24 protein-coding genes are annotated in these 24,608 nt (G+C 71.6%); 21 read left to right on the forward strand and 3 right to left on the reverse strand.

What is annotated here, in order from left to right:
* Window positions 1-2 precede the first annotated feature (2 nt).
* From OIE51_RS18120 to OIE51_RS18160, 9 genes are all read left to right on the forward strand, one after another.
* Complete coding sequence (locus OIE51_RS18120) at window positions 3-1,019, forward strand: type II secretion system F family protein (protein ID WP_326598766.1); 1,017 nt, start codon at window positions 3-5, stop codon at window positions 1,017-1,019.
* A gap of 12 nt (window positions 1,020-1,031) precedes the next feature.
* On the forward strand, window positions 1,032-1,919 hold the full coding sequence (locus tag OIE51_RS18125) for a DUF5936 domain-containing protein (protein ID WP_326598767.1): 888 nt from the start codon (window positions 1,032-1,034) through the stop codon (window positions 1,917-1,919).
* Window positions 1,920-1,988: 69 nt separating this feature from the next.
* On the forward strand, window positions 1,989-2,285 hold the full coding sequence (locus OIE51_RS18130) for a WXG100 family type VII secretion target (protein WP_326598768.1): 297 nt from the start codon (window positions 1,989-1,991) through the stop codon (window positions 2,283-2,285).
* 25 nt (window positions 2,286-2,310) lie between these two features.
* A complete protein-coding gene (locus OIE51_RS18135) occupies window positions 2,311-2,952 on the forward strand; it encodes a hypothetical protein (protein WP_326598769.1) in 642 nt (213 codons plus the stop codon).
* A 14-nt stretch (window positions 2,953-2,966) separates the two neighbouring features.
* A complete protein-coding gene (locus OIE51_RS18140) occupies window positions 2,967-3,293 on the forward strand; it encodes a hypothetical protein (RefSeq protein ID WP_326598770.1) in 327 nt (108 codons plus the stop codon).
* A gap of 339 nt (window positions 3,294-3,632) precedes the next feature.
* Window positions 3,633-3,836, forward strand: a complete 204-nt coding sequence (locus tag OIE51_RS18145; RefSeq protein ID WP_326598771.1) for a hypothetical protein — start codon at window positions 3,633-3,635, stop codon at window positions 3,834-3,836.
* Window positions 3,837-3,898: 62 nt separating this feature from the next.
* Window positions 3,899-4,414 (forward strand): hypothetical protein, encoded by a 516-nt coding sequence (locus OIE51_RS18150; protein WP_326598772.1) that lies wholly within the window; start codon window positions 3,899-3,901, stop codon window positions 4,412-4,414.
* 35 nt (window positions 4,415-4,449) lie between these two features.
* Window positions 4,450-5,058: a hypothetical protein gene (locus tag OIE51_RS18155; RefSeq protein ID WP_326598773.1), complete on the forward strand. Its 609-nt coding sequence runs from the start codon at window positions 4,450-4,452 to the stop codon at window positions 5,056-5,058.
* Between the two features lie 9 nt (window positions 5,059-5,067).
* Window positions 5,068-5,787: an OmpA family protein gene (locus OIE51_RS18160; protein ID WP_326598774.1), complete on the forward strand. Its 720-nt coding sequence runs from the start codon at window positions 5,068-5,070 to the stop codon at window positions 5,785-5,787.
* A gap of 6 nt (window positions 5,788-5,793) precedes the next feature.
* Here OIE51_RS18160 and OIE51_RS18165 read toward each other — a convergent pair whose 3' ends face one another.
* Window positions 5,794-7,518, reverse strand: a complete 1,725-nt coding sequence (locus OIE51_RS18165; RefSeq protein ID WP_326598775.1) for a serine/threonine-protein kinase — start codon at window positions 7,516-7,518, stop codon at window positions 5,794-5,796.
* Between the two features lie 164 nt (window positions 7,519-7,682).
* Between OIE51_RS18165 and OIE51_RS18170 the strand changes: the two genes are divergently transcribed.
* From OIE51_RS18170 to OIE51_RS18200, 7 genes are all read left to right on the forward strand, one after another.
* Window positions 7,683-8,135, forward strand: a complete 453-nt coding sequence (locus OIE51_RS18170) for a DUF6174 domain-containing protein (protein WP_326598776.1) — start codon at window positions 7,683-7,685, stop codon at window positions 8,133-8,135.
* Between the two features lie 42 nt (window positions 8,136-8,177).
* Window positions 8,178-8,738: a DUF1990 family protein gene (locus OIE51_RS18175; RefSeq protein ID WP_326598777.1), complete on the forward strand. Its 561-nt coding sequence runs from the start codon at window positions 8,178-8,180 to the stop codon at window positions 8,736-8,738.
* A 218-nt stretch (window positions 8,739-8,956) separates the two neighbouring features.
* Window positions 8,957-9,712 carry an A24 family peptidase gene (locus tag OIE51_RS18180; RefSeq protein ID WP_326598778.1) on the forward strand — a complete coding sequence of 252 codons (756 nt, stop codon included), beginning with the start codon at window positions 8,957-8,959 and terminating at the stop codon, window positions 9,710-9,712.
* A 289-nt stretch (window positions 9,713-10,001) separates the two neighbouring features.
* The gene (locus OIE51_RS18185; RefSeq protein ID WP_326598779.1) at window positions 10,002-10,769 is read left to right on the forward strand and encodes an isoprenyl transferase; all 768 of its coding nucleotides are present in this window, start codon (window positions 10,002-10,004) and stop codon (window positions 10,767-10,769) included.
* Between the two features lie 364 nt (window positions 10,770-11,133).
* Window positions 11,134-12,471, forward strand: a complete 1,338-nt coding sequence (locus OIE51_RS18190; RefSeq protein ID WP_326598780.1) for a PhoH family protein — start codon at window positions 11,134-11,136, stop codon at window positions 12,469-12,471.
* Between the two features lie 487 nt (window positions 12,472-12,958).
* Window positions 12,959-13,666, forward strand: a complete 708-nt coding sequence (locus OIE51_RS18195; protein ID WP_326598782.1) for a transglycosylase SLT domain-containing protein — start codon at window positions 12,959-12,961, stop codon at window positions 13,664-13,666.
* Between the two features lie 145 nt (window positions 13,667-13,811).
* Window positions 13,812-15,353 carry an AI-2E family transporter gene (locus tag OIE51_RS18200; RefSeq protein ID WP_326598783.1) on the forward strand — a complete coding sequence of 514 codons (1,542 nt, stop codon included), beginning with the start codon at window positions 13,812-13,814 and terminating at the stop codon, window positions 15,351-15,353.
* A 16-nt stretch (window positions 15,354-15,369) separates the two neighbouring features.
* Here the strand turns inward: OIE51_RS18200 and OIE51_RS18205 are convergent, their stop codons facing one another.
* Entirely contained in the window at window positions 15,370-17,325 is a 1,956-nt protein-coding gene (locus OIE51_RS18205) for an alpha/beta hydrolase (RefSeq protein WP_442811956.1), read from the reverse strand.
* Between the two features lie 709 nt (window positions 17,326-18,034).
* On the opposite strand from OIE51_RS18205, the gene OIE51_RS18210 reads away from it, so the two are divergent.
* From OIE51_RS18210 to OIE51_RS18230, 5 genes are all read left to right on the forward strand, one after another.
* Window positions 18,035-19,429 (forward strand): class II fumarate hydratase, encoded by a 1,395-nt coding sequence (locus OIE51_RS18210; RefSeq protein ID WP_326598784.1) that lies wholly within the window; start codon window positions 18,035-18,037, stop codon window positions 19,427-19,429.
* 64 nt (window positions 19,430-19,493) lie between these two features.
* Window positions 19,494-20,222 (forward strand): cytidylyl-2-hydroxypropylphosphonate hydrolase, encoded by a 729-nt coding sequence (fomD, locus tag OIE51_RS18215; RefSeq protein ID WP_326598785.1) that lies wholly within the window; start codon window positions 19,494-19,496, stop codon window positions 20,220-20,222.
* A 115-nt stretch (window positions 20,223-20,337) separates the two neighbouring features.
* Window positions 20,338-22,197: an ATP-binding SpoIIE family protein phosphatase gene (locus OIE51_RS18220; protein ID WP_326598786.1), complete on the forward strand. Its 1,860-nt coding sequence runs from the start codon at window positions 20,338-20,340 to the stop codon at window positions 22,195-22,197.
* A 33-nt stretch (window positions 22,198-22,230) separates the two neighbouring features.
* Window positions 22,231-22,887 carry a DUF1707 SHOCT-like domain-containing protein gene (locus OIE51_RS18225; protein ID WP_326598787.1) on the forward strand — a complete coding sequence of 219 codons (657 nt, stop codon included), beginning with the start codon at window positions 22,231-22,233 and terminating at the stop codon, window positions 22,885-22,887.
* Window positions 22,888-23,073: 186 nt separating this feature from the next.
* The gene (locus tag OIE51_RS18230; protein ID WP_442811957.1) at window positions 23,074-23,439 is read left to right on the forward strand and encodes a WhiB family transcriptional regulator; all 366 of its coding nucleotides are present in this window, start codon (window positions 23,074-23,076) and stop codon (window positions 23,437-23,439) included.
* An 89-nt stretch (window positions 23,440-23,528) separates the two neighbouring features.
* On the opposite strand, the gene glpX is transcribed toward OIE51_RS18230, so the two are convergent.
* Window positions 23,529-24,560, reverse strand: coding sequence for a class II fructose-bisphosphatase (gene glpX / locus OIE51_RS18235; RefSeq protein ID WP_326598788.1), 1,032 nt, complete (start codon window positions 24,558-24,560; stop codon window positions 23,529-23,531).
* Between the last annotated feature and the right edge of the window lie 48 nt (window positions 24,561-24,608).

Genomic DNA, 24,608 nt, shown 5'->3' on the forward strand with positions numbered 1-24,608 from the left:
TCATGGGCACCCTGTCCCTCCTCGTCATCGGCCTGGTACTGCTCGCGCTCGTCTGCGCCGTGGCCGGGCTCCAGCTCTACGCCACCGGGCGCGCCCAGCGCCGCGTGGTGCTCAGCCGGCTCACCGGGCCGGTGCCCGCCGCGGCCGACTCCGGGGCCGTCGGCGCGGGCATCGGCGCGGGCATCGGCCCGGTCCCGGGTGCCGAGCAGCCCGCGGCGCCGGGGACCGGGCGCCGGCGCCGCTTCCGGGGCCTCGACCGGCGGCTGCGGAACACCGAGTTCGGTCGTCGGCTGCGCTTGAAGCTTCAGGCCACCGGCCTCGACCTGACCGTCGGCGAGTACGCCGCGTATGTGCTGGGCGCGGTCGCCGCGCTCTGGCTGATCGGCTCGGCGGTGCTGGCGCCGTTCTTCGGCCCGGTGTTCGCGCTCGTCGCCCTCTGGGGCGGCAACGTCTTCCTCACCTGGCAGCGGACCAGGCGCACCGAGAAGTTCATCAACCAACTCCCCGAGCTGGCCCGGCTGATCGCCAACGGCACCGCCGCCGGACTGGCCATGCGCACCGCCCTGTCGATGGCCGCCGAGGAGATGGACGACCCGGCCGGCGCCGAGTTGGCCACCGTCGCCAACCAGCTCGCGGTCGGCCGTTCCCTGGACGAGGCCCTGCACGAGCTCGGCACCCGGCTGCCGTCCCGCGAACTCAACGTGCTGGTCACCACGTTGATCCTGGCCAACCGGGCCGGCGGCACCATCGTGGCCTCGCTGCGTAACCTCACCTCCACGCTGGAGGAGCGCAAGGAGACCCGGCGCGAGGTGCGCACCATGCTCGCCGAGATCAACGCCACCGCCGTCACCGTCCCGGTGCTCGGCCTCGGCGCGCTGCTGATGATCAACGCCATGTCGCCCGGCGCGCTCGGCCGGGTCACCGGCAGCGCGGGCGGGCAGATCGCCATGCTGCTCGCGCTCGGCCTGTACGTCGTCGGATTCATCGTCGTGCGCCGTTTCGGCCGGATCGACGTCTAGGGGGCACGCCGGATGGGACTGCTGCTCGGCCTCGCCATGGGCGCCGCCGTCTTCGGGATCGTCACCGCCGTGCGCATGCTGCGCGCCGGCACCCCGCTGCCCGCCGACCTCCAGCTCGCCCTGGAGATCGGCTCCACCCGTGTCTCGGCGGGCGGTTCGGCCATCGACCGGCTCGGCATCCGTTTCGCGCCGCTGGTGCTGCGGCTGATGGGCCGCAAGGCCGTCGACCGCAAGCGCAAACGGATCGACCAGGCGGGCAACCCCGAGGGCCTCACCATCGACCGGTACGCCGCCCGACGCGCGGTGTACGGGCTCTTCGGCCTGCTGACCACGCTGGTCTTCATCGTGGCGGGCTTCCCGCTCTTCGCGCTGTTCGGCATCGCCTTCGGCGCGTTCGCGGCCGACCTGGCGATCTGGCAGGGCATCAGGACGCGCCGGGACGTCATCGACCGGACGCTCCCGGACTTCCTCGACGTGCTCGCCGTGGTCGTCTCGGCCGGCCTCGGCTTCCGGCAGGCCCTGGACCGGGTCTCGGCGCGCTACGAGGGCCCGTGGGCGGACGAGATCCGCATCGCGCTGCGCCAGATGGACGTCGGCGTCTCGCGGCGGCAGGCGTTCGACGAACTGCGCCGCCGCAACGACTCCGAGCCGGTCAACCAGTTCGTCTCCGCCCTCCAGCAGGGCGAGGAGCTCGGCGCCCCGATCGCGGACACCCTGATCCAGATCGCCCGGGACATGCGCCGCACGGACGCCCAGAACGCCCGCCGCCGCGCCGCCCGGGCGATCCCGATGGCGACGATGGCGACCCTGGTCTTCATGGTCCCGGCAACGATGATCATCATTGTGACCGGGATGATCCTGGGTTCCGGCACCGACTTCGGGCAGGTCCTCGGGGACTGAGCTGTTGCGAACCCGTAGCGGAGGAGCGACCGGCCCGCGCGTACGCTGGGCCGGAAGGGGGTGCCGCCGATGGCAGATCTCGACGTTACCTATCAGGACATGCACGATGCGGCCGACCGGCTCCACACCGCCAAGGAGGAGCTGACGGTCAAGCTGGACCAGTTGCGGGTGTACATCAGCGACCTGGTCCAGGACGGCTATGTCACTTCCCGCTCGTCGCGGGCGTTCGACCAGTCGTACGGGGAGTTCACCTCCGGCGGCAAGCAGGCCGTCGAGTCCCTCCAGGGACTCGGCGACTTCCTGCACGGTGCCGCGGACGGCTTCCGCGATCTGGACCAGCAGTTGGAGGAGGGGCTCCGCGAATAGGCGGATACCCGCGGAGGGAGTGACGATGGCCGACAAGTGGACCGACGCGGTCACCATCGAACGTCAGGGGTTCCGGATATCCGTGCCCGACTCCTGGTGGGAGTTCGATCTGCGTCCGGAGACCAGGGACAACAGCATCCGCCGCATGGTCGACGAGCGGATCCAGGGGCAGCCGGAGATGGCTGATCACCGGGACGTGATCACGTCGTTCCTGCGCCGCCAGGCGCGCGAGGCGTGGGACTCGGGGGCGGTGTACTGCGGCTGCATGGCCCAGAGCTTCGGCGGCGGCCCGCCGATCACCGCGTCCGTGACCGTCTCGCTGATCGGCGCCCGGACCTCGTCCGGCGAGGCGCTGCCGACCGACCCGGCCTCGATCGCCGCCCAGTTGGGCACCAGGCAGGCCCGCAAGGAGGGCGACGCCTGGCGCGAGGTCTCGACGGTGGACATCAAGGACGTCGGCGTGGCCGCCCGCACCCGCGGTATCGAGGACATCTCGGTCCCCGGCGACACCCGCCATGTGCGCGCGGTGCTGATGCAGACGTTCATCCCGGTGCCGGACGACGCCCAGGCGGTGGCGCTGGTGTCGGGTAGCAGCCAGGTGCTGGACCTGGCCGACTCGTTCTTCGACGTCTTCGACGCGATCACGTCGACGTTCCGCTTCGTCTGAGAGCCGGGGGAATCATGTCTGGAAGTGGCGACCGGATCGCGATCCCGTTGGACGCGCTGGGCGAGTTCGCCCCGCAGTTGCGCGCGGTCAAGGAGTACATGAACCGTACGGGGGACACCTTCGACGAGTACAACGACTCGTTCGGGGACGGCCGGATCGTCGACGCCCTCGACAGCTTCGTCAGCGGCTGGCGCGACGGCCGCGGCGACATCGGCGAACAGCTCACCGGGCTGGCCGAGATGGCGGAGACGGTGATCCAGACGGTGAACGACTTCGAGGCCGAGCTGGAACGCTCCCTCCAGGACGGCGGCGGAGAAGGCGGCGAACAGCAGGCGGTGTAGCGGCGTTTCACCGCCCCGCCGGGTGGGCACGGGTGCTCATGCGCCGAGCGGAAAGTCGCGCTCAGCTGTCCATGGCAATACAGAATGCCAACGGATCGGCTAGGTCTCCCTGCCCAACTCCCGCTCGGTGTGGCACAGTCAGTGCCGATAGCTGTACGGGTTGGCCCGCTGGGAGGGGGTCGGGCATGGCGCATCCCGCCTTCACACGGGTGCCATCACGGCAGAGCAGCCCCCCGTCCCCCATACCCGGACGCCGCGCTTCGCAGTACGGTGAGACGCGGCGGGACAGGGGCCAAGAGAGGCCGGCTGAACCGGCGTCAGCCGGAGGAGAGGGACGCCATGAGCAGGCTGCTGTCGACCTGGAGCCACAAGATCACCGAACGCCTCCACGCCCGCTTCGACGACCGCGGCGCGGGGTTCGTGGAGTACGCGGGATTGCTGCTCCTGATCGCTTCGGTGGTGGTGGCCGTGATGGCACTGGACATAGACGACACCGTGGCCGACTCGGTCCGGGACGCGGTCGGAAGCATCACCGGCGGCTGACGGACCCGAGTCGGGGTGCCGTCTTCCCGCTGTACATATGGATGATCAGTGGTCTGTTGACGGTGGCCTTTCTCTTTTTCGTCTTCGCCCAGGCGGCGGTCACGCGCAGCAGCGGCCAGTCGGCGGCCGACGCGGCGGCCCTCGCGGCCGCTCGGGAGAGCAGGGATCATCTCTTCGATGAGTTCCTCGACGCGATCGATGGGGACGGAGACCTCGAGGACGTGCTCGAGGGTGACGACTTCTACGTGCCCGAGGCGTGCGCGGAGGCGGCGCCCCGGTTGGCCGACCGCAATGACGCCGTCGTCCGCTCGTGCGACCCGGATCACGAACGTACGGGGTACACCGTGGACGTGGAGACCCGCGACACTGTGGGGGAGTCCCTCCTCCCCGGCACGGAGGATCAGACGGCACACGCCGAGGCGACCGCCGTCATCCGGAGTCTGTGCGAGAGCGAGTCGGAGGAGGACGACCGGGTGGAGCTCCGCTGTGACGACGACCGGGATCTGGCTTTCGACCCGGGGAACGAGGACGAACTGCCCGAGGCCCGGGACCTGTTCTACATCTATTTGGACGACTGACCGACGACGAGTTGAACGCAAAGGAACCGCCCTCGATGGACCTCCGTGATAGCAAGTCGCGCCTGATCCTGATCGTTGTCGCTCTGGGCGCCGCGCTCGTGGTCGCCGTCGCCAGTTGTGGCGGAGGAGGCGGTGACGACGGAGGCGGGGACGGCACCAGCAGCGCTCCCGCGGAGCAGACTGACGGTGGGGACACGGAGGAGGACGGGGCGTCCGAGGAGGACCCGTCGAGCGAGGACCCGGCGGGGCAGGAGACCCTCGCCGAAGTGACGGGCGAGGAGGACATCACCCTGACCATCACCCGTGCCGAACGCGAGGCCGGTGGCTTCCTCACGATCGAGGGCACCATTCACAACGGCAGCTCCGAGAGCTGGGGCACGTCGACTTGGGCGGGCGAGGAAAGTGAATTGGCCGGCAACGACTTCTCCATGGCCGGGGCCACGCTGACCGCACACGAGGAACAGAAGAGGTACCTCATCCTCAGGGATACCGAGGGCCGCTGTCTGTGCACCAACTTCGGGCTGCAGATCGATGCCGGGGTCACGGAGACCTGGTTCGCTCAGTTCCCCGAGCCCGACGCCGGAACGACGGAGGTCGATTTCCAGATCGGGCAAATGCCTCCCGCCACCATTGAGATTCACTGAGGGGTCGTGATGAGGTACCTGCTGCACCAGTCGGCTCGGGCCGCCGCGGTCCTGACGACCGCCTTGGTCGCCGGGACGTTCGCCGTTCCGGTGGCGGCCGCCGACGAGAACGACGAAGTCGAACAGCCACCGGGGTACGAGGCCCCGGCTCCGCCCGACATCGACCCCGAGGCCGCTGGGCTCATGCTCGGCGACGGGGCCGCTCTCGCTGATCCGCGCGTGCTCGACATCAAGTTCATCAGTGAGGACCTCGGCGGTACGGAACAACCCGCAGAGAACGGGGACGACGGCTCCGGAGACGGCGCGGACCCCGGAGGTGAGGAGCCCAACGGTGGAGGGGGCGGTGAGCAGCGCGAGGAACGCACCAGCGGGCAGCACAAGTTCACGCTTCAGACGGACGTTCTCTTCAGTGAGGGCAGCGACGAGCTTTCCGAGGACTCGCAGGGCGCTCTTCTTGAGGTCGCGGCGGCCATCAACGAGTACCAGCCGACACAGGTGAACATCTTCGGGTTCACCGACGACCAGGGCTCCTACGAGAGCGGCATCGAACTCTCCGACGGCCGGGCCAGGAACACCCACGAGGCGCTGATAAGCCTCATCGACAACCCCTCGGTCATCGCGTTCAACGTCCGCGGCTACAGCGAGGACTATCCCTTGTACGACAACGGGACCGAGGAAGGACGCCAGCGGAACCGGCGGGTGGAGATCTCCTGGCCGACCAGCGAGTGAGGTCTCTCAGTCGTTGATCCGCCACTGGGTCGCGGTCGTGAGGTAGGTGCGCAGATTCTCGTTGTACGGGTCGACGGTGACGTCGTCGATCCAGAGCATCACCAGATTGTTCTCTACGGTTTCCGCGCAGATGCCGACGCCCTCATGCAGTGTGAGGTCCTCCATGATGTCCTGCACGGGGATGATATTGGGCAATGTCGAGGCGTTGGCCGCCTCATGGCACTCCTCCGGAGTGGCGTCGGGGTCATTGATGATTCCCGCGAAGGTCTGCGTATGGAATTCGATGCCCTGGCCTTCGAGATTGGGGTCGTCGCAGTAAATGTACTGCAACTCCCAATCGCCGAAGGGGCCGCTGGCGCCGGAGATGGTGTCGGGCTCGACCAGTAGCTCGTCGAAATCGACCAGGGTGCGGTTGGCGCCGACGCAGCGGTCGAGTGCCATGTCCGTGTCCGGAGTGAAGACTGGTGCGACGATGTCGAGTTCGACGTCGCCGTTCGTCAGCGTGTAGGGCGTGTCGGGGGCGGGCGCCGTCGGCGGTGACCCGGTACCAGCCCCGTCCTCGGCAGCACCGCCGCCCTCGTCATCCCGCGGGCTCTCCTCAGTCGGCGTGGAGGTCTGGCCCGTGTCGGGCGACGCGCCATTCCCTGAATCGCCGTCGCCGCCGCCCAGGAACGACACCAGCACGCCGCCCGCGATGGCGGCCACCACCGCCGTGGCCGCCAGGAGAATTGCTGTTCGGCGCTGGACACGGCGCGGTGGGTCGGTCGGATCGGGACGGTTCGCTGGGGGTGCTGGGATATGCGGTGCCGCCGGGGGAGGCGCCGTTGTGCGGTTTGTCACCTCGGTCGCCACTGCCGTCGGTAGCCAGCTTTCTCCCCGGCGCAGTGTCTGGTCCGGGGACAGGGCGCGGCACGCTTCGATGACCTGGGTCGGGGTGGGGCGGGTGGTTGGGGTCTTCGTCAGGCAGGCCGTGATCAGGTCGCGCAGCGGGGGTGGGGTCGTGGTGAGGTCGGGGGGTGCCTGGGCGATCCGGTACATCACCGCGTGGGCCGTGCCCTCGCCGAAGGGGTGGGTGCCGGTCGCCGCGAAGTGGGCGATCAGGCCCAGGGCGAAGACGTCCGCCGCGGGTGTGGCCGGGGCGCCGGTGATCTGTTCGGGGGCCATGTACGACGGCGTGCCGACCCGGACGTCCGCGCCGGTCAGGGCCGTCGCGTCGGCGGCCCGGGCGATGCCGAAGTCGATCACCTTCGGGCCGTCGGACGCCAGCAGGACGTTCCCCGGCTTCAGATCGCGGTGGATGATCCCCGCCGCGTGGATGGACTGCAGCGCCTCGGCCACCCCGCCCACCAGCAGCAGCACCGTCTCCACCGGCAGTGGCCCGTGCGCGCGTACCGCGTCGGCCAGGGAGAGGCCGGGGACGAAGGCCGTCGCGAGCCACGGGGCCGCGCCCTCGGTGTTGCTGTCGAGCACCGGGACCGTGTACACGCCCTGCACCCGCCGGGCCGCGCGCACCTCCAGCTCGAAGCGCCGCCGGAACTCCGCGTCCTGGGCGAACTCGGCGCGCACCACCTTGATCGCGACCGGCTGTCCGCCGCGCGTATAAGAGAGGTAGACGCTGCCCATGCCGCCCGCGCCGAGGCGGGCCTGGAGCCGGTAGCCGGCCACCTCCCGGGGATCCCCCGGTTCCAGCGCGCCGAACTGAGGCGGCGGTGTGCCGTGCTGCCCTGCCATGCGTCCCCCGGCGGATAGTGGCGTATCTGCGGCCTGCGTCCGTGCGCATCCTAATGCGGTGCGTAACGGAACCGGACGGCGGTGCCGTCCGTCTCAGCGGCGTGAAGAGCACCGAAAGACCCCAGAGCCGGATGAGCCCGATGAGCCGGATGAGCCCGACGGGCATGAAGAGCGCTCTGCTCGGCGCGCTTTTCCTCCTCCCCGTCCTGGCCGGCTGCGGCGACACGCCGACCGGCGCCGAGGAGCGGGCCGGCGGTGAGCCGACCGGCGGCGCGGAGTGGCGGGAGCCGGACGACTACCGGTACACCCTCGAATCGACGTGCGGCGAACACAGCCTGATCGGCCTCTTCCAGGTCTCCGTCGTCGGCGGCCGGGTCGTCGAGGCGACCCCGGCCGAGCCGTGGCAGGAGCCGGTCGACGGGGTGCCGACGATCGGCGAGCTGCTGGCGGAGGCCGACCGGGCCCGGGAGAACGGTGCGTTCAAGGTCGTCGTCGAGTACCCGGAGGGCTCCGACGCGCCGGACGGGCCGCCGTCCTGGATCGAGATCGACCAGGAGGAGATGACCATCGACGACGAGGTCTGCTACACCATCACCGACTACGCGCCGACCGCCTGACCGCGCTTGCGCGCCCGCCCCCTGTCCGGGTACGACGGCCCCATGAGCACCGAGGGGCAAGCAGCGGGTCACGCGGGTCGCACCGATGGCTTCACCTACGCGGACGTCGGCGCCACCCGCGATGGTGGCGCGGGAGCGGCGCTGCCGCCACCCGGGTTCCATCTTCTCCGGCGGCGGACCCGCGTCGGCACCGGCCCGGCGGCGCGCGACGCCGCCGGGCGGGCCCTGCTGGAGTGGCGGATGCACCGGGCCGTCGGGATGAGTGTGGAGGCGGACGCCGCCGAGGCGGTCGCCGGGGCCGAGATCACGGTCGGGCTCGGCGCCGGACCGCTGCGGCTGCGCGCCCCGTGCCGTGTCGTGTGGGTCGTCAGGGAGCCGGAACGGATCGGTTTCGCGTACGGCACGCTGTCCGGACATCCCGAGGCAGGGGAAGAAGCGTTCGTCGTCGAACGGCTGCCGGACGACTCGGTCTGGCTGACGGTCACGGCGTTCAGCCGGGGCGTCGCCTGGTACGCCCGTGCCGCGGGGCCCTTGGGCAGGGCGGCACAGCGGCTCATCGCCCGGGGCTACGGACGGGCTCTGCGCCGCGTCACGAGCGGCTGACCGGCGCACGGAGGGAACAGGTTCCGGTGGGGTGCGGTAGTGTTCCAATTGTTGGCAGCCGCTGACATCTTGTGCGGCCAGCGTCGTCACTCCCACCCCGACGACGGCTGGCGGGGCGGACCGTGAGCCACCCCCCCCCGCTCCGGTCCGACCCCATTCCACGGGCCGGTCTGCCCTCCCCCCACTCGGGCAGGCCGGCCCGCATTACGCTTCGGGCCGTGCATCCCCTCCTCATCGCCGCCGCCGCGAGTTACGGCGCGCTGGCCGGATCGCTGCTGGTCCGCCCCGGGTACCGGCTGGCCGTCGAGCCGGAAGAGCCGTGGCGCTCCGCCTGTCCGGCGGGGCATCCGCTGGGCGCGCGTCCGCGCGGCTGGCTGGGCACCGGGCGCTGCGCCGCTTGCGGAGGCGCGGGCGCGGGCGCGGTGTCGGCCTACGGCGCTCCGCCCGTCCGGCTGGCGGCCGTGACCGCCGTGGTCTGCGCGGCGCTGGCCGTCGCCGTCGGAGCTCGGCCCGAACTGGTGGTCTGGCTGCTCGCCGTGCCGGCCGCGGTGTTGCTGGCCACCGTCGACTTCGCCGTGCAGCGGCTGCCGGACGTGCTCACCCTCCCGCTGGCCGTCGCTGTCGCCGCCGGGCTCGGCGTGGCCGCTCTGCTGCCCGGGGCCGGCGGCAGCTGGCGCGGGGCGCTGTTCGGTGGGGCGGTGCTGACCGGGGTGTACTTCGTCCTCTTTCTCATCAATCCGCGCGGCATGGGCTTCGGGGACGTCAAACTGGCTGCCTCGATCGGAGTAGTCCTCGGGTGGTATGGCTGGTCCACTGTGTTCTTCGGAACACTCGTGGGCTTCCTGCTCGCGGCCGGCTACGGGTTCTCCCTGGTCATCGCGGGCGGGGCGGGGCGCGGGCGGACCATTCCGTTCGGGCCGTTCATGGCCCTGGGCGCCCTGGTCGCCCTCCTCCTCGGCGGACTCGCGGCCTGATTCTGTGGAAGGTGCAGCCACCATGGCCACTCATGCGTTACGGTGGAAACCCCCCCTCGGGCCGGTCCGTAACCCCCCCCACGGACCGGCCCGCTTTCTTGTCCGCGGACCGCAGCCTGGCCACGGACCGCTGGTCCGCCAGTCGGCCGCGGATCCGCGCGCGCGGCGTGTGGACCGTACGTGCGCGGGACGCGGCGGCCGGATCCATCGGTTCCGGTGCCCGGGGCGTGGGCCCGGCAGTAGAGTGCCGGGGGTCGGGGAGAGGGCACCGGAGGGGCTGACACACACGATGAGGAACAAGCTGCGCCGCCTGGCCGTGAGGCTGTACGCACGCCGGGTGGAGGGCAGGCTCGACACCGACGGCGGACCCAAGCACATCGGGGTCATCCTGGACGGCAACCGCCGCTGGGCCAAGGCGGCGGGCAGTACCACCAGGCAGGGCCACGAGGCGGGCGCCGCCAAGATCCAGGAGCTGCTCGGCTGGTGCGCCGAGACGGACGTCGAGGTCGTCACCCTCTGGCTGCTGTCGACGGACAACCTGAACCGCGCCCCCGAGGAGCTCACCCCCCTGCTGTCGATCGTCGAGGGCGCGGTGCGTGGGCTGGCCGAGGACGGTCGCTGGCGCGTCAACCACGTGGGCGCCTCGGACGCGCTGCCCGAGCGGACGCGGCGCGTGCTGCGGGAGGCCGAGGAGCTGGCCCGGGGCCGCGAGGGAATACTCGTCAACGTCGCCGTGGGCTACGGCGGCCGGCAGGAGATCACCGACGCCGTCCGTTCCCTGCTGGCCAAGCGCGCGGCGGAGGGGCAGACGCTGGAGCAGGTCGCCGAGGGGCTGGGGGTCGAGGACATCTCCGAGCACCTCTACACCCGTGGCCAGCCGGATCCGGACCTGGTGATCCGCACCAGCGGCGAGCAGCGGCTGTCGGGCTTCATGCTCTGGCAGAGCGCCCACTCCGAGTACTACTTCTGCGAGGCGTACTGGCCGGCGTTCCGCAAGGTCGACTTCCTGCGGGCGCTGCGCGACTACGCGGCCCGGCACCGGCGCTACGGCGTCTGAGACCGCCGCGCCGGGCCGGGCGGAAGACGGGGCCGAAGACGGGGCGCAAGACAGGGCGGAAAATCCGCCGGAACACCATGCGAACCACCGGGCGGAAGCCCGGGCCGGACACCTGGCCGGGCGGATTGTCCGCCCGGCCAGCGCGTTCTTCGCATGAGATGCGCAGACAGCGGGCATATTCCCGGCGGACAGCGCATCGCCGCTGTCCGCCGGGAGGCCCGTTTGCGCACCACGACACCCCCTATCTCAGGTGGGGATCAGGGCCGGTACCGGGCCCGCGCGTACGGGCCGGGGCCGGCCGTCCTGACCCCCGGCGCTCTGGGCGCCTTGATTCCGCACCTCTTCCGAGGGGGTTCGTCCACACGTGGTCACCAGCAAGAAGCGTTCGAACGACCGGCGCATGTACGTCCTCGACACCAGCGTCCTGCTCGCCGACCCGGCGGCCATCACCCGCTTCGACGAGCATGAAGTCGTCCTGCCGGTCGTGGTCATCTCCGAGCTGGAGGCGAAGCGGCACCACCCCGAGCTCGGATATTTCGCGAGGGAGGTCCTGCGTCGGCTGGACGAGTTCCGCGTCCGGCACGGCAGGCTCGACACCCCGCTGCCCGTCGGTGACTTGGGCGGCACGCTGAGGGTCGAGCTGAACCACTCGGATCCGGCCGTGCTGCCCGCCGCCATGCTGAACGAGCGGGGCCGTCTGACGGACAACGACTCGCGCATCCTCGCGGTGGCGCGCAACCTCCAGGCCGAGGGCCACGACGTCACCGTCGTCTCCAAGGACCTGCCGCTGCGCATCAAGGCGTCGTCGGTCGGGCTCGCCGCCGAGGAGTATCGCGCCGAGCTGGCGATCACCGACGCCGACGGCTGGACCGGGATGGTGGACGTCGGTCTCACCGGAGAGGCCGTCGACGAGTTGTTCGCCACCGAGAGCGTCCACGACGAGCAGGCCGCCGCGCTGCCCGTGCACACCGGTCTCGTCATCTCCTCCGAGCGGGGGCGGGCGCTCGGCCGGGTCACGCCGGACGGGCGGGTGAAGCTGGTGCGTGGGGACCGGGAGGCGTTCGGCATCCACGGGCGCAGCGCCGAGCAGCGGATCGCACTCGACCTGCTGCTCGATCCGTCGATCGGGATCGTCTCCATGGGCGGCCGGGCGGGCACCGGCAAGTCGGCGCTCGCGCTGTGCGCGGGTCTGGAGGCCGTGCTCGAACGGCGGCAGCACAGCAAGGTGATGGTCTTCCGGCCGCTGTACGCGGTCGGTGGCCAGGACCTGGGCTATCTGCCCGGCACCGAGGCCGAGAAGATGAACCCGTGGGCGCAGGCCGTCTTCGACACGCTCTCCGCGGTGACCACCCGGGAGGTGATCGAGGAGGTGGTGGCGCGCGGCATGCTGGAGGTGCTGCCGCTCACCCACATCCGCGGCCGGTCGCTGCACGACGCGTTCGTCATCGTCGACGAGGCCCAGTCCCTGGAGCGGAACGTGCTGTTGACGGTGCTGTCCCGGATCGGCCAGGACTCTCGGGTGGTGCTGACGCACGATGTCGCCCAGCGGGACAATCTGCGCGTGGGCCGGTACGACGGCGTGGTGGCGGTCGTGGAGAAGCTCAAGGGCCACCCGCTCTTCGCCCATGTGACGCTGACGCGCTCGGAGCGGTCGCCCATCGCCGCGCTGGTGACGGAAATGCTGGAGGACGACAGGATCTAGTCGCCCGGCGCGTCCTCCGCCCGCCTCTCCCGAAAGGGATGGGCGGGCGGAAACGTGTAGGGTCCGGGAGGACTTGGGCGAAAGGGGCTTCGTGGGCGCAATCGCCTCGCGCGCGCGGCGGTCGGGGCCGAAGAGGCGCAGGCAGGCGCCTTGATGAGGGTTATCCGCGATTTGGCAAGCCCAAACCGCCTGTGAGCTTTCCCACATGAGACTGAATTGCCTCGGGGCATCCGCTTCCGGCAGTGTGTGCGTCTGTCAGGCCCCGCATACGGCCCCGATGCCCCCCAAGGGCACCGCAAGGACTGCGTCTTACAACTGAACAGCCGCTCGCCGTATGCCGCCCGAAGTACCACGTGGATCTCGCGCCTCACGGCGCGAGACCCCGACCGGGCCAGTGCCTCCTGTGAGTACGCCAGGGGAGGCCCGTGTCGGGGGCACGATTGCGCCCGCAGGGTCAACCGAGTGGGCGATGTCGGAAGGAAACCGTGTGACCGGGATTTCGGTCCGGGGATTCGCAGTGGCGTCCGCCACCGCGGTGACCACCGTCGGCGCTGCCGTCGGCGTGGCGTCCGGGGACGAGCAGACTCGTCCCGTGGACGACATCGAGGTGGTCGCGGCGGAAGCGACGTTGCTCGCGGAGATACCCGCTGGCACGAATGCCCAGCTGCACACCGCGTCGTTGACGCAGCAGGCGGAGTCGCAGGCCAACGCGGCCGACGCGGAGGCCCGGCGGGCCGCGCAGGAGGCGGCGCGGATCCAGGCGGCCGAGGACGCGGCCGAGCGGAAGGCCGAGGCCGAGCGGGAGGCTCAGGAGCAGGCGGAGCGCGAGGCGGCGGAGGCCGAGCTCGAGGCGCGGACCGCCGCGGCGCCCGCGGAGACAAGCTTCCCCGTGCAGTCGTCGTACACCAAGGCGGATGTCCAGGCGATGGCCCGCCAGATCGTGGCGGCCGACCAGTTCCAGTGTTTCTCCAACATCGTGGATCACGAGAGCGGCTGGGATCACACCGCGACGAACCCGTCCTCGGGGGCGTATGGCCTGATGCAGGCCCTGCCCGGTTCGAAGATGTCCTCGGCCGGAGACGACTGGCAGACGAACCCGGCCACCCAGATCCGCTGGGGCGTGAACTACATGAACGACCGGTACGGAAGCCCCTGCGGCGCCTGGGACTTCTGGACCGCCAACGGCTGGTACTGATCCGTTCCACGCACCGTGAAGTCCCCGTACCCGGGCCGGTACGGGGACTTCGGCGTTCACGCGGAGTGCCGGGCACCCGGGGGCCGCGCACGGTAACGTCATCCCCCGCACCGCGGTGAGTCATATGGGGGCGGAGGGAAACGGGATGTCACGACTGAGCCGGGCCAGGGCCGGTCTCTCGCGTGTCGGGAGACGGGTGCTGGGCGCCAAGGCCGCTGCCGAGCGTGAGCAGGAGCGGCTGGAGGTGGAGGCCGGGGAACGCGGCGAGGCCGAGGCGGCGGTCGCGGTGCGGACGAGACGCGGGCCGGATCCGGCCGAGCGTCCGCTGGAGGCCAGGATCCGCCAGGCGGTGGTCGCCGACGGGTCGCCGCCGCCGGTGGCGGGCGGCGGGGCCGGAGCCGCGGGGGGCGGACGGCGGCCGGGCGGTGGCCTCCCTGAACCGTCCCCGAGCCGGCCCCAGCCGGCCGAGGTGATCCCGTGGGGTGTCCGGGTGGCGGCCGAGGCGGGCTGGCGGACGCTGGTGCTGGCCGGTGTGGTCTGGGTGCTGATTCAGGTGGTCAGCTCGATCAGCCTGCTCGTCATCTCCTTCACCGCGGGTCTGCTGATCACGGCGCTGCTCCAGCCGGTCGTGGGCTGGCTCAAGCGCGCGGGCTTCAGCCGCGGCGCGGCGACGGTGGTCACCGCGTTCGGCGGTTTCGCCGTCATGGGTCTGATCGGCTGGTTCGTGATCTGGCAGGTGATAGAGAACTCCGACCAGCTCGTGGACCAGGTGCAGGACGGCGTCGAGGAGTTGCGGGACTGGATCCTGGCGCTGCCGTTCGACATCACCGAGGAGAACCTCAACGAGTGGGTCGACAACATCAATGAGTGGATCAGCGACAACAGCGACACGCTGACCTCGGCCGGGCTCGAAGGCGTCAACTACGCGGTCGAGTTCCTGTCCGGCGCGGGCATCACCCTCTTCGTCGTCCTCTTCCTCCTCTATGACGGCCAGGGGGTGTGGCACTGGTTCCTGCGGCTGGTGCCGCGCGCGGCGCGCGAGGGCGTCGCGGGGGCCGGGCCGCGCGCCTGGATCGCCCTCACCGGGTATGTCCGGGGCACGGTGATAGTGGCGTTGATCGACGCGGTCGGCATCGGCATCGGGCTGTTCGTGATGGACGTGCCGATGGCCGTGCCGCTGGCCGTGATCGTCTTCGTCTCGTCGTTCGTGCCGCTGGTCGGCGCCATCGCCTCGGGCGCGCTGGCGGTTCTGGTCGCGGTGGTCACCAACGGCGTGGTGGACGCGGCGCTGGTGCTGGGCGTGGTGCTGCTGGTCCAGCAGATCGAGGGCCACATCCTCCAGCCGTTCATCCTGGGCCGGATGGTCCGGGTGCACCCGCTGGCCGTGGTGCTCGGTGTGGCGGCCGGCTCGATGCTGGCCGGCATCCCGGGCGCGATCATGGCCGTGCCGCTGATCGCCGTGACGAACACGGTCGTCGGCTATCTGCGGGCGTACCAGGAGGAGGCCGACCGGCGGCACGGCACGGTGGTGAGCGGCGCGACGGTCGCCGAGCTGGCCCCGACCCCGCCGCCGGTGGCCGTGGCCGGGGCTGGGACCGGGGCTGGGACCGGGAACGGTGCCGGTGCCGGAAGCGACGCCGGGACGGCGGGGGCCGGGGAAGGCGAAGGCGGCGAGGGCCAGGCGTAGCGCGGGGGTCGGGCCGTCAGCCCGCCCAGCCGTGCTTCGGCGGGTGGCGGACCTCCAGCAGCCAGCCGAGCCGGTCGGTGTCGGTCTCCGTCCAGTCGGTGGGCGGTGCGATCGCGGCCCAGGCGTCCACCGGGTTGGAGCCGTAGCGGTGGCCGTGCGGGGCCTGGGCTCCGTACGACACCGCCATGTCCACCGTCGTCTGCCAGAAGGTGACGAAGGGGAACCAGTCGATCGACGACGTGACGTCCGGGCCCAGCGGCCCGTTCAGCCACTCCGGGCGCTGGAAGAGGAGGCTGGGCGACCACCACACGACCGGGTCCGAGGCGTTCTGCAGATAGACGATCCGGGGCTCCTCCCAGACCTCTCCGGCCGGCCGCGCCAGGTCCTCTTCCGGGTACTGGGCGAACCGCACGTGTCGGCCCTGGTCGTAGGCCGGGCGCCACACCGGGCTGCCCGGATCGCGGTGCTCGGTCAGCTCCGAGTGGATCGGGCTGAAGTCGGGCGGTCCGATCATCAGCGCGCCATCCGTCCTGGCGATCATGTCGTCCAGACCGTCGAACGCGGACTCGATCGCGGAGACGGCCAGACTCTCGCCGAAGACCAGGAGCTTGGGCCGGTCGTTCTCCGGCTCCTGCTCCCAGCGCGCGTGCACCGCGTCGAACAGGGCCTCGGTGGCGATGCCGGCCTCGTTCCTGTCCACCATGAACGACGCCCAGCTCGGCAGGTAGGAGTACTGCATGGTGACGACCGCCGTGTCGCCGCCGTGCATGTACTCCAGCGCCTCCACCGTCGTCGGGTTGACCCAGCCGGTGCCCGTGGTGCCGGTGACGGCCAGCACCTCGCGGTCGAAGGCGCCAGTGCGTTCCAGCTCCCGCACGGCGAGCTCGGCGGCGTCAGCGTAGTCGTCGTACGCGGCGCGGCCGACGTAGGCGCGGATCGGGTCGAGCGCCTCCTCGCCGGTGAACTCGGCGATCTCCTGGGCGGAGATGGCGGTGCCGGTGAACGTCCGGCCCTTGTTGCCCAGGTCGTCCCAGGAGACGAGCGAGTCGGGGCTGCCGGAGAGCATCGGGGAATAGGGCCGCATCACGCCGGGGTCGGTGCTGCGGTCCTTGGCGGCGGCGATGCGGTCGGCGACCTCCAGAATGCCGCGGTCCCAGACCACGTCGCGGGTCCCGACGACCACGATGGCCGTGCTGAGCGCCAGCCCGAGGGCGACCGCGACCGGCCAGGGCACGAAACGGTTCAGCAGCCGGGTGAGCAGGCGCGTGCCCAGCCGGATGGACCGGGCCACCACCAGCAGCAGCGCCAGCACGGCGAGCGAGATGAGCGCGATCATCAGCGAGTGCCAGGTGAGCGTGGGCGGCATCCCCTGGAGGCGGCGGAGCTCGCGCTGCATGTCGGCGCTCCGGCCGAGCAGGAACGCCACGGCGCAGGGGAGCAGCAGGAGGTAGGCCAGCCAGCAGCGCGCCCGGACCGCCTCGCTCGGTCGCCAGGGTGACAGCAGCCGGAACAGCCAGCTCACCAGGGCACCGAGGCCGTATCCGATGGTGGCGGTGATGCCGCCGATGGCCCCCTGGTAGTACCAGGGGCGGGGGACCAGGGACGGCGTCAGGGACAGCCAGAAGAAGAAGGTACCGGCCAGGCAGGCGGTCAGGTCGGGCCAGCGGCGGACGACCCAGGTGGAGCCGGGCCGCTCCCAGTAGGGCTTGCGGGCCACCACGACGGCCACGCCACGGACCCGGCGGGCGGCCGAGCGCAGGGCCGCGCCGACGGGTTCGCCATCGGCGGGCCCGTCGGTGGTGGTGGGCCCGTCGGCGGTGGCGGGCCCGGCCGGCTCGTTCGGCCCGATCTCCTCCGGCGGGGGCGGCTCCTGCGGCCCGTCCTCCCACGGCCGCCGGGCGGTGTCCGGGCTGACGACGCCGGGTCCGGGCGCGCGCTCGGATTCCGTGCCCGATCCCGTCTGTTCATTCACTTCGTCTCCGCCCCGTCGGCCCCGACCGCCTGGCCATCACGCTAGGGGATCAGACGCGGAGGAGTTAAGGGGCGTTGCGACCTTGGGTCCTTTCCGTGCTGCCGGGGTGACGCGACGACATGGCGGACGTCCGGCGAGGGCCGCGGGTAGGGGGACCGGTGTGATGTCGGTCATCGCGGCGAGCATGCTCGCCTCCATGGTGGAGCAACTCCGTGAGCGCCGCGGCCCGCTGGCGACCCTGGTCGAGGTCGGCACCAGGCGCGGGCCCCCTAGGGCCTCGGTGCTCCGGCGCTCTGGCGGACCGCCGTGCCCGTGGTCCTCGGGCTGACCCTGGCGGCCTTCGTCGGAACGGGGCTCGGCACGCTGCCGATGGCCCTGGTCGGCCCGCCGGTCACCGGCTGGTTCGTGTTCCCGCCGATGGCGGCGGCGGGCCGGGATGATCGCGCTGGTGACGGTGGTCAGCCTGCCGGTCCGCTGGCACCTGATGTGTCCGGACGGCCTCCGCACCGAGTGATCCGGGTGGGTGCGACGTTCCGGTGCCTCACCCCACGCCACCCCCGGTCGGATGGCGGTCCGGCCCCGCGGGCCGGGGGCCCGTCCCGGCCCCGCGAGCGCCGTGTTCCGGCCGCCTGGCCCGTCTTCTCCGGCCGGGCCGGAAAGGGGTCGGCCGGGTGACCGGCCGGGTGGACCCGGCGGTAGATTCGTCCCCATGAGTGGTACGAACGAATACCGCGTCGAGCATGACTCGATGGGCGAGGTGCGGGTGCCGGCGGACGCCAGGTGGCGGGCGCAGACCCAGCGGGCCGTGGAGAACTTCCCGATCTCGGGCCAGCGTCTGGAGCGGGCCCACATCGCCGCCCTCGCCCGGATCAAGGCGGCGGCGGCCACCGTCAACGCGCAGCTCGGCGTGATCGAGAAGGACATGGCCGAGGCCATCGTCCAGGCGGCCGAGGAGGTCGCCGAGGGACGCTGGGACGAGCACTTCCCGATCGACGTCTTCCAGACGGGCTCCGGCACCTCCTCGAACATGAACACCAACGAGGTGCTGGCGACCCTGGCCACCGAGCGCCTGGGCCGCCCGGTCCACCCCAACGACCACGTCAACGCCAGCCAGTCCTCCAACGACGTCTTCCCCTCCTCCATCCACATCGCGGCCACCGGTGCCGTCACCGGCGAGCTCATCCCGGCTCTCGCGCACCTGGCGGAGTCCCTGGAGCGCAAGGGCGCCGAGTTCGCCGAGGTCGTGAAGTCCGGCCGCACCCACCTGATGGACGCCACCCCGGTCACCCTGGGCCAGGAGTTCAACGGCTATGCCGCGCAGATCCGTTACGGTGTCGAGCGGCTGACCGCCTCGCTGCCGCGCCTGGCCGAGCTCCCGCTCGGCGGCACCGCCGTAGGCACCGGGATCAACACCCCGCCAGGCTTCTCCGCCGCCGTCATCGCCGAGGTCGCCCGCACCACCGGTCTGCCGCTGACCGAGGCCCGCGACCACTTCGAGGCGCAGGGCGCCCGCGACGGTTTGGTCGAGACGTCCGGCCAGCTCCGCACGGTCGCCGTCTCGCTCACCAAGATCTGCAACGACCTGCGGTGGATGTCCTCCGGCCCGCGCACCGGCCTCGCCGAGATCGCCCTGCCCGACCTCCAGCCCGGCTCCTCGATCATGCCGGGCAAGGTCAACCCGGTGATCCCGGAGGCGGTCCTGATGGTCGCCGCCCAGGTCACCGGGAACGACGCCACCGTGGCCACGGCCGGCGCCTCGGGCAACTTCGAGCTGAACGTGATGCTCCCGGTCATCGCGAAGAACCTGCTGGAGTCCATCAGGCTGCTGGCCAACGCCTCCCGCCTGCTCGCCGACCGCACCGTGGACGGCATCACCGCCAACGTCGAACGGGCCCGCGAGTACGCTGAGTCGTCCCCGTCCGTCGTCACCCCCCTCAACCGATACATCGGTTACGAGGAGGCCGCCAAGATCGCCAAGCGCGCGCTGGCCGAGCGCAAGACCATCCGCGAGACGGTCCTCGACGGCGGGTACGTGGAACGCGGCGAGTTGACGATCGAGCAGCTCGACGAGGCCCTGGACGTGCTGCGGATGACCCGCCCCTGAGCGTCCCGCGCACGTCACACCCGGATGCGCCCGCTGTCCGCGTCGGCCCGAATACCATGTGTAGATGACAACGGGAAAAGACGCGACCGGCGGTGCGCATCCGTGGCGGCCCGGCGATCACATTCTGTGGCGTTACCGGGCCAATGGCTCACAAGGCTCCAGCGACTTCCATATCTGCCGGCCCGTCACCGTTGTGCAGGACACCCCCGACCTGCTGGCCGTCTGGATGGCGCCGGGCACCGAGTGCATCAAGCCGGAGCTGGCCGACGGCACCTCCATCCACCAGGAGCCGCTGGCCACCCGCTACACCAAGCCACGCACCACCGTCCGCTCCCGCTGGTTCGGCGCCGGGGTGCTCAAGCTGGCGTCCCCGGGCCGCCCGTGGTCCGTGTGGCTTTTCTGGGACCGGGGCTGGCGCTTCAAGAACTGGTACGTCAATCTTGAAGAGCCCCGGAGCCGGTGGCCGGGCGGGGTCGATTCCGAGGATCACTTCCTCGATATCGCGGTCTATCCCGACCGGAGCTGGGAGTGGCGGGACGAGGACGAATTCGCCCAGGCGCAGCAGGCCGGGCTGCTGGACCCCGGGCAGGCGGAGCGGATCCGCGAAGCCGGCCGGGAGGCGACCCGGCTGATCCGCGCGTGGGGCAGGCCGTTCTCCGAGAACTGGGCGTCCTGGCGGCCCGACCCGCGCTGGCGCACCCCGCAGCTGCCGGCCGACTGGGACCGGCCCGCCACCGTCCTGGCGTCCGTACCGGAAGCACACCGCATGCCGCATCACCCAAGAGCCTCTTGATACGCCCCCTGGCACCAAACGTAGGATCGACCCCCACGACCGCTTCCGGCACCACCGCTTCTGGACAACGCCCTCACCCCGCACGCTAGTTCCCCGCCTGGATGGACAGCCCCCCGTGACGGACCCGACCTCCTCGCAGCCCGTGGCTCGCACGGCGGACGTACCCTCGTTCGCCGAGAGCTCGGCGCTGCCGCACGCGCGCTCCGAGCCCGACCCCGTGGAGCACCCACCCGTCCGCCCGACGGGCGGCGAGGGACTCAACGGCGGGATGCCCGAGACCGACCGGCTGCGGTTCGTGGGGGCGGCCACACGCCGGATCGCGCGGGGCATCGACCTGGACGAGATCGTGCTCGGGCTGTGCCGGGCCGCCGTGCCGACCTTCTCGGACGCGATCCTCGTCTACCTGCGGGATCCGCTGCCGGTCGGCGACGAGCAGCCGGTCACGCCGTGGGTGCTCAGGCTGCGCCGCACCGACCGGATCCCCGAGGCGCTGACCCTCGGCACGCTGGGCGACCTGCGCGCCGAGGGCACGGGCCCGCTGCAGGCGCTGCTCGCCGAGGCCACGCCCCGGCTTGAGGTGCGCGGCAACGGCCCGCTGGCCGAGGTGATGCGCGGCGTGCGGCCGGTCTTCACCGAATCGCAGGTGCCACGAGCCGCGCTGCGCGAGCTGACCGGGGCGGTGTACCCGCCGGAGGACCACCGCGCGATCGTCGCCCCGCTGCGCGGGCGCCGCCGGGTGATCGGCGCGACCGTCTTCCTGCGCGAGCCGCACCGCGAGCCGTTCGAGCACGAGGACCTCCAGGTCGCCCAGCAGCTGGCCACGCACTCGGCGCTCGGCGTCGACAAGGCGATGCTGTACGGGCGGGAGGCGTCGATCGCGGACGAGCTGCAGCGCACGATGCTCCCGGACGACCTGCCGCAGGTCACCGGCGTGCGGCTGGCCAGCCGTTATCTTCCGGCGGCGCAGTCGGCGCGGGTCGGTGGCGACTGGTACGACGCGATCCCGCTGCCGGGCAGCCGGGTCGCGCTGGTCGTCGGCGACGTGATGGGCCACTCGACGACCTCGGCCGCGATCATGGGGCAGCTGCGGACGACCGTGCAGACGCTGGCCGGGCTCGATCTGCCGCCGCAGGAGGTGCTGCACCACTTGGACGAGCAGGCGCAGCGGCTGGGCACCGACCGGATGGCGACCTGCCTGTACGCGGTGTACGACCCGGTCGAGCACCGCATCACGGCGGCCAACGCGGGTCACCCGCCGCCCGTGCTGCTGCACACCGACGGTTCGACGGAGCTGGTGGATCTGCCGCCCAACGCGCCGATCGGCGTGGGCGGCGTCGATTTCGAGACCGTGGAGATCGCCGCCCCGGCCGGCGCCACCCTGGTGCTGTACACGGACGGGCTGGTGGAGTCGCGCACCCGGGACGTGTGGACCGGGGTGGGGCATCTGCGCGAGAAGCTGTCCGAGGTCTCGCGGCTGACGCGCCCGGACACGGCGGCCCCGCTGGAGCCGCTGTGCGACGAGGTGCTGGACATCGTCGGCCCCGGCGACCGGGACGACGACATCGCCCTGCTGGCCGCCCGGTTCGAGGGCATCGCCCCGGACAACGTGGCGTACTGCCGCCTCGACCCGCGCGCCGAGTCGGTGCGCGAGGCGCGCCGACTGGTCCGGGAGAGCCTGACCCGCTGGGAGTTGCAGGAGCTGGGGGACTCGGTCGAGCTGCTCGTCAGCGAGGTCGTCACCAACGCCGTGCGGTACGCGGAACGGCCCGTGTCCGTGCGGCTGTTGCGCACCGACGCGCTGCGCTGCGAAGTGGGCGACGACGTACCGCAGTTGCCGCGCCTGCGGCAGGCCGGACCGGCCGACGAGGGCGGGCGCGGCCTGTATCTGGTGCAGCGGCTGGCCCGCGAGTGGGGCGCGACGCGGCTGAGCACCGGCAAGCTGGTGTGGTTCGAGATGGCCCTGCCCACCTCCTAGTCGCGATGTATCGCGTGTCTGTAGGCTGAGCGTGTGAGCGCTGAGAATCCGCCCGCCGTGCCGCTGGACAAGCAGCCGGTCGTCCGGGCTTCCGACGCGGACCGTGACCGGATCGCCGACATCCTGCGCGAGGCGCTGGCCGAGGGCCGCCTTGACCCCGACGAGCACGCCGAGCGGGTCGAGGCGGCGTACCGGGCGAAGACGTTCGGCGAGCTGGAGCCGCTGATCCGCGATCTCCCGGCCGGGCAGAGCCCGGCGGCCCCCGTCGCCGCGCCCGTGCGCGGCCCCGCCGCGGGGCGCGGTGGACACGGGCTGAGGGTCGCCAACGCCAAGAGCGTGGTGGCCGTCCTCAGCGGCGCCAGCCGGCAGGGCCGCTGGCGGGTGGGCGCGAAGATCAACGTGGTGGCGGTCTTCGGCGGCGTGGAACTGGACCTGACCGAGGCGATCTTCGAGCAGCAGTACGTGGTGATCAACGTCACCGCGATCTGCGGCGGCGTGGAGATCAAGGTGCCGGAGAACGTGAGCCTGCGCAGCGGCGGCAGTGGCGTCATGGGCGGTTTCGAGGTGCGGGAGTCGGAGTCCGGCGACCCGGGCGCGCCGGTCGTGCTGGTGCGCGGCGTGGCGATCTGGGGCGGCGTCGAGGCGAAGCCGGTGCCCGGGAAACGGGTGCGTGACCTGCGGGACGGGTGACCGGAACGGCTGATCCGGCGGGCCACGTTGTCGCTCCGTGCATAAGCGTGCGCACAGCGGGTAGGGCTCGGGGGACCGTCACTCGTATGGCCGCATGGCGGGAAGGGTGATCTGCGGCATCGCCTTTGTCGGGTGAGGGTCCATCAGCGAAGAGCGACCCCCGGTAGCCGTCGTCAGGAGTTGACCGTGCTGCAATCGTCACCGCCACAAGAGTCCCAGTGGTCATCACCCGTACCAGCCAAGCGCAGTTCGAGAGATCTGGGTGGACCCTGGCACTCGGAGGCCGCCTGCCGGCGGGATGAGGCGGGGTTGTTCTTCGCCCCGTCCCAGGAGCCCACGGCGGCCAGGCTGTCCCGTGAGCAGGCGGCCAAGTCCGTGTGTGCCAGGTGTCCCGTGCTGCTGGAGTGCCGAGAACACGCGCTGCTCCAGCCGGAGCCGTACGGCGTGTGGGGCGGCCTGACGGCCGCCGAGCGCCGGGTGGTCCTCAGCCGCAGGCGCCGCCGGGAGGCGGCTTCCGGCGGCCGGCCGGCGGACATGGGCCGTATCGCGTGAGACCCGTGGGCCCGGCGGCCCCGACCCCGCCCCCCAGCCGGCCGCGACGGGCTGGGGGCCGGGGTTCCGCCGAGCCCCGATGGTGCCGCCTAGCGGCCGCGGTCGAAGTCGATCGCGCTGTAGGCGCGGAGCTTGGTGAGACGGTGCGTGGAGTCGATCTGACGGAGGGTGCCGGAGCGGGACCGGACCACCAGGGACTGGGTGGTGGCCGTCTCCGCGCGGTAACGCACGCCCCGCAGCAGCTCGCCGTCGGTGATGCCGGTGGCGACGAAGAACACGTTCTCGCCGCGGACCAGGTCATCGGTGTGCAGCACCCGGTCCAGGTCGTGGCCCGCGTCCAGGGCGGCCTGCCGTTCGGCGTCGTCCTTGGGCCACAGCTTCCCCTGGATCGTGCCGCCGAGGCACTTGATCGCGCAGGCCGCGATGATGCCCTCGGGCGTGCCGCCGATGCCCAGGAGCAGGTCGACGCCGGTGCCGTCGCGCGCGCTCATGATCGCGCCCGCCACGTCGCCGTCCGAGATGAACTTGATGCGCGCGCCGCTCTCCCTGACCTCCTTGACCAGGTTGGCGTGGCGCGGGCGGTCCAGGATGCAGACGGTCACGTCCGCCGGTGAGCCGCCCTTGGCCTTGGCCACCCGCCGGATGTTGACGGCCGGCGGCGCGTCGATGTCCACGTAGTCCGCGGCCTCCGGGCCGGTGGCGAGCTTGTCCATGTAGAAGACGGCGCTGGGGTCGAACATCGAGCCGCGCTCGGCCACGGCCAGCACGGAGACCGCGTTGCCCATGCCCTTGGCGGTGAGCGTGGTCCCGTCCACCGGGTCGACGGCCACGTCGCACTCGGGGCCCGAACCGTCGCCGACGCGCTCGCCGTTGTAGAGCATGGGCGCGTCGTCCTTCTCGCCTTCGCCGATGACGACGACGCCGTTCATCGAGACGGTGGAGATGAGGGTGCGCATGGCGCGCACGGCCGCGCCGTCCGCTCCGTTCTTGTCGCCGCGGCCGACCCAGCGGCCGGAGGCGAGAGCGCCGGCCTCGGTCACGCGGACCAGTTCGAGGGCCAGGTTGCGGTCGGGTGCTTCGGGGGCGACATCCAGCGGGGGCGGAAGGTGGTGATCAGTCATCGGAGACGACCTTTCTGCGCCGAGTCGCGCTGAGGGTTGCCTTCGACT

Origin of the sequence: Streptomyces sp. NBC_01803 (assembly GCF_035917415.1) — a bacterium.
Lineage (GTDB): Bacteria > Actinomycetota > Actinomycetes > Streptomycetales > Streptomycetaceae > Streptomyces.

Coding starts and splice junctions, on each gene's coding strand:
- OIE51_RS18155 (WP_326598773.1), top strand. CDS start 4,450: ATGGACCTCCGTGATAGCAAGTCGCGCCTGATCCTGATCGTTGTCGCT.
- fomD (WP_326598785.1), top strand. CDS start 19,494: ATGACAACGGGAAAAGACGCGACCGGCGGTGCGCATCCGTGGCGGCCC.
- OIE51_RS18175 (WP_326598777.1), top strand. CDS start 8,178: ATGAGCACCGAGGGGCAAGCAGCGGGTCACGCGGGTCGCACCGATGGC.
- OIE51_RS18165 (WP_326598775.1), bottom strand. CDS start 7,518: ATGGCAGGGCAGCACGGCACACCGCCGCCTCAGTTCGGCGCGCTGGAA.
- OIE51_RS18125 (WP_326598767.1), top strand. CDS start 1,032: ATGGGACTGCTGCTCGGCCTCGCCATGGGCGCCGCCGTCTTCGGGATC.
- OIE51_RS18140 (WP_326598770.1), top strand. CDS start 2,967: ATGTCTGGAAGTGGCGACCGGATCGCGATCCCGTTGGACGCGCTGGGC.
- OIE51_RS18200 (WP_326598783.1), top strand. CDS start 13,812: ATGTCACGACTGAGCCGGGCCAGGGCCGGTCTCTCGCGTGTCGGGAGA.
- glpX (WP_326598788.1), bottom strand. CDS start 24,560: ATGACTGATCACCACCTTCCGCCCCCGCTGGATGTCGCCCCCGAAGCA.
- OIE51_RS18160 (WP_326598774.1), top strand. CDS start 5,068: ATGAGGTACCTGCTGCACCAGTCGGCTCGGGCCGCCGCGGTCCTGACG.
- OIE51_RS18185 (WP_326598779.1), top strand. CDS start 10,002: ATGAGGAACAAGCTGCGCCGCCTGGCCGTGAGGCTGTACGCACGCCGG.
- OIE51_RS18130 (WP_326598768.1), top strand. CDS start 1,989: ATGGCAGATCTCGACGTTACCTATCAGGACATGCACGATGCGGCCGAC.
- OIE51_RS18135 (WP_326598769.1), top strand. CDS start 2,311: ATGGCCGACAAGTGGACCGACGCGGTCACCATCGAACGTCAGGGGTTC.
- OIE51_RS18145 (WP_326598771.1), top strand. CDS start 3,633: ATGAGCAGGCTGCTGTCGACCTGGAGCCACAAGATCACCGAACGCCTC.
- OIE51_RS18210 (WP_326598784.1), top strand. CDS start 18,035: ATGAGTGGTACGAACGAATACCGCGTCGAGCATGACTCGATGGGCGAG.
- OIE51_RS18120 (WP_326598766.1), top strand. CDS start 3: ATGGGCACCCTGTCCCTCCTCGTCATCGGCCTGGTACTGCTCGCGCTC.
- OIE51_RS18170 (WP_326598776.1), top strand. CDS start 7,683: ATGAAGAGCGCTCTGCTCGGCGCGCTTTTCCTCCTCCCCGTCCTGGCC.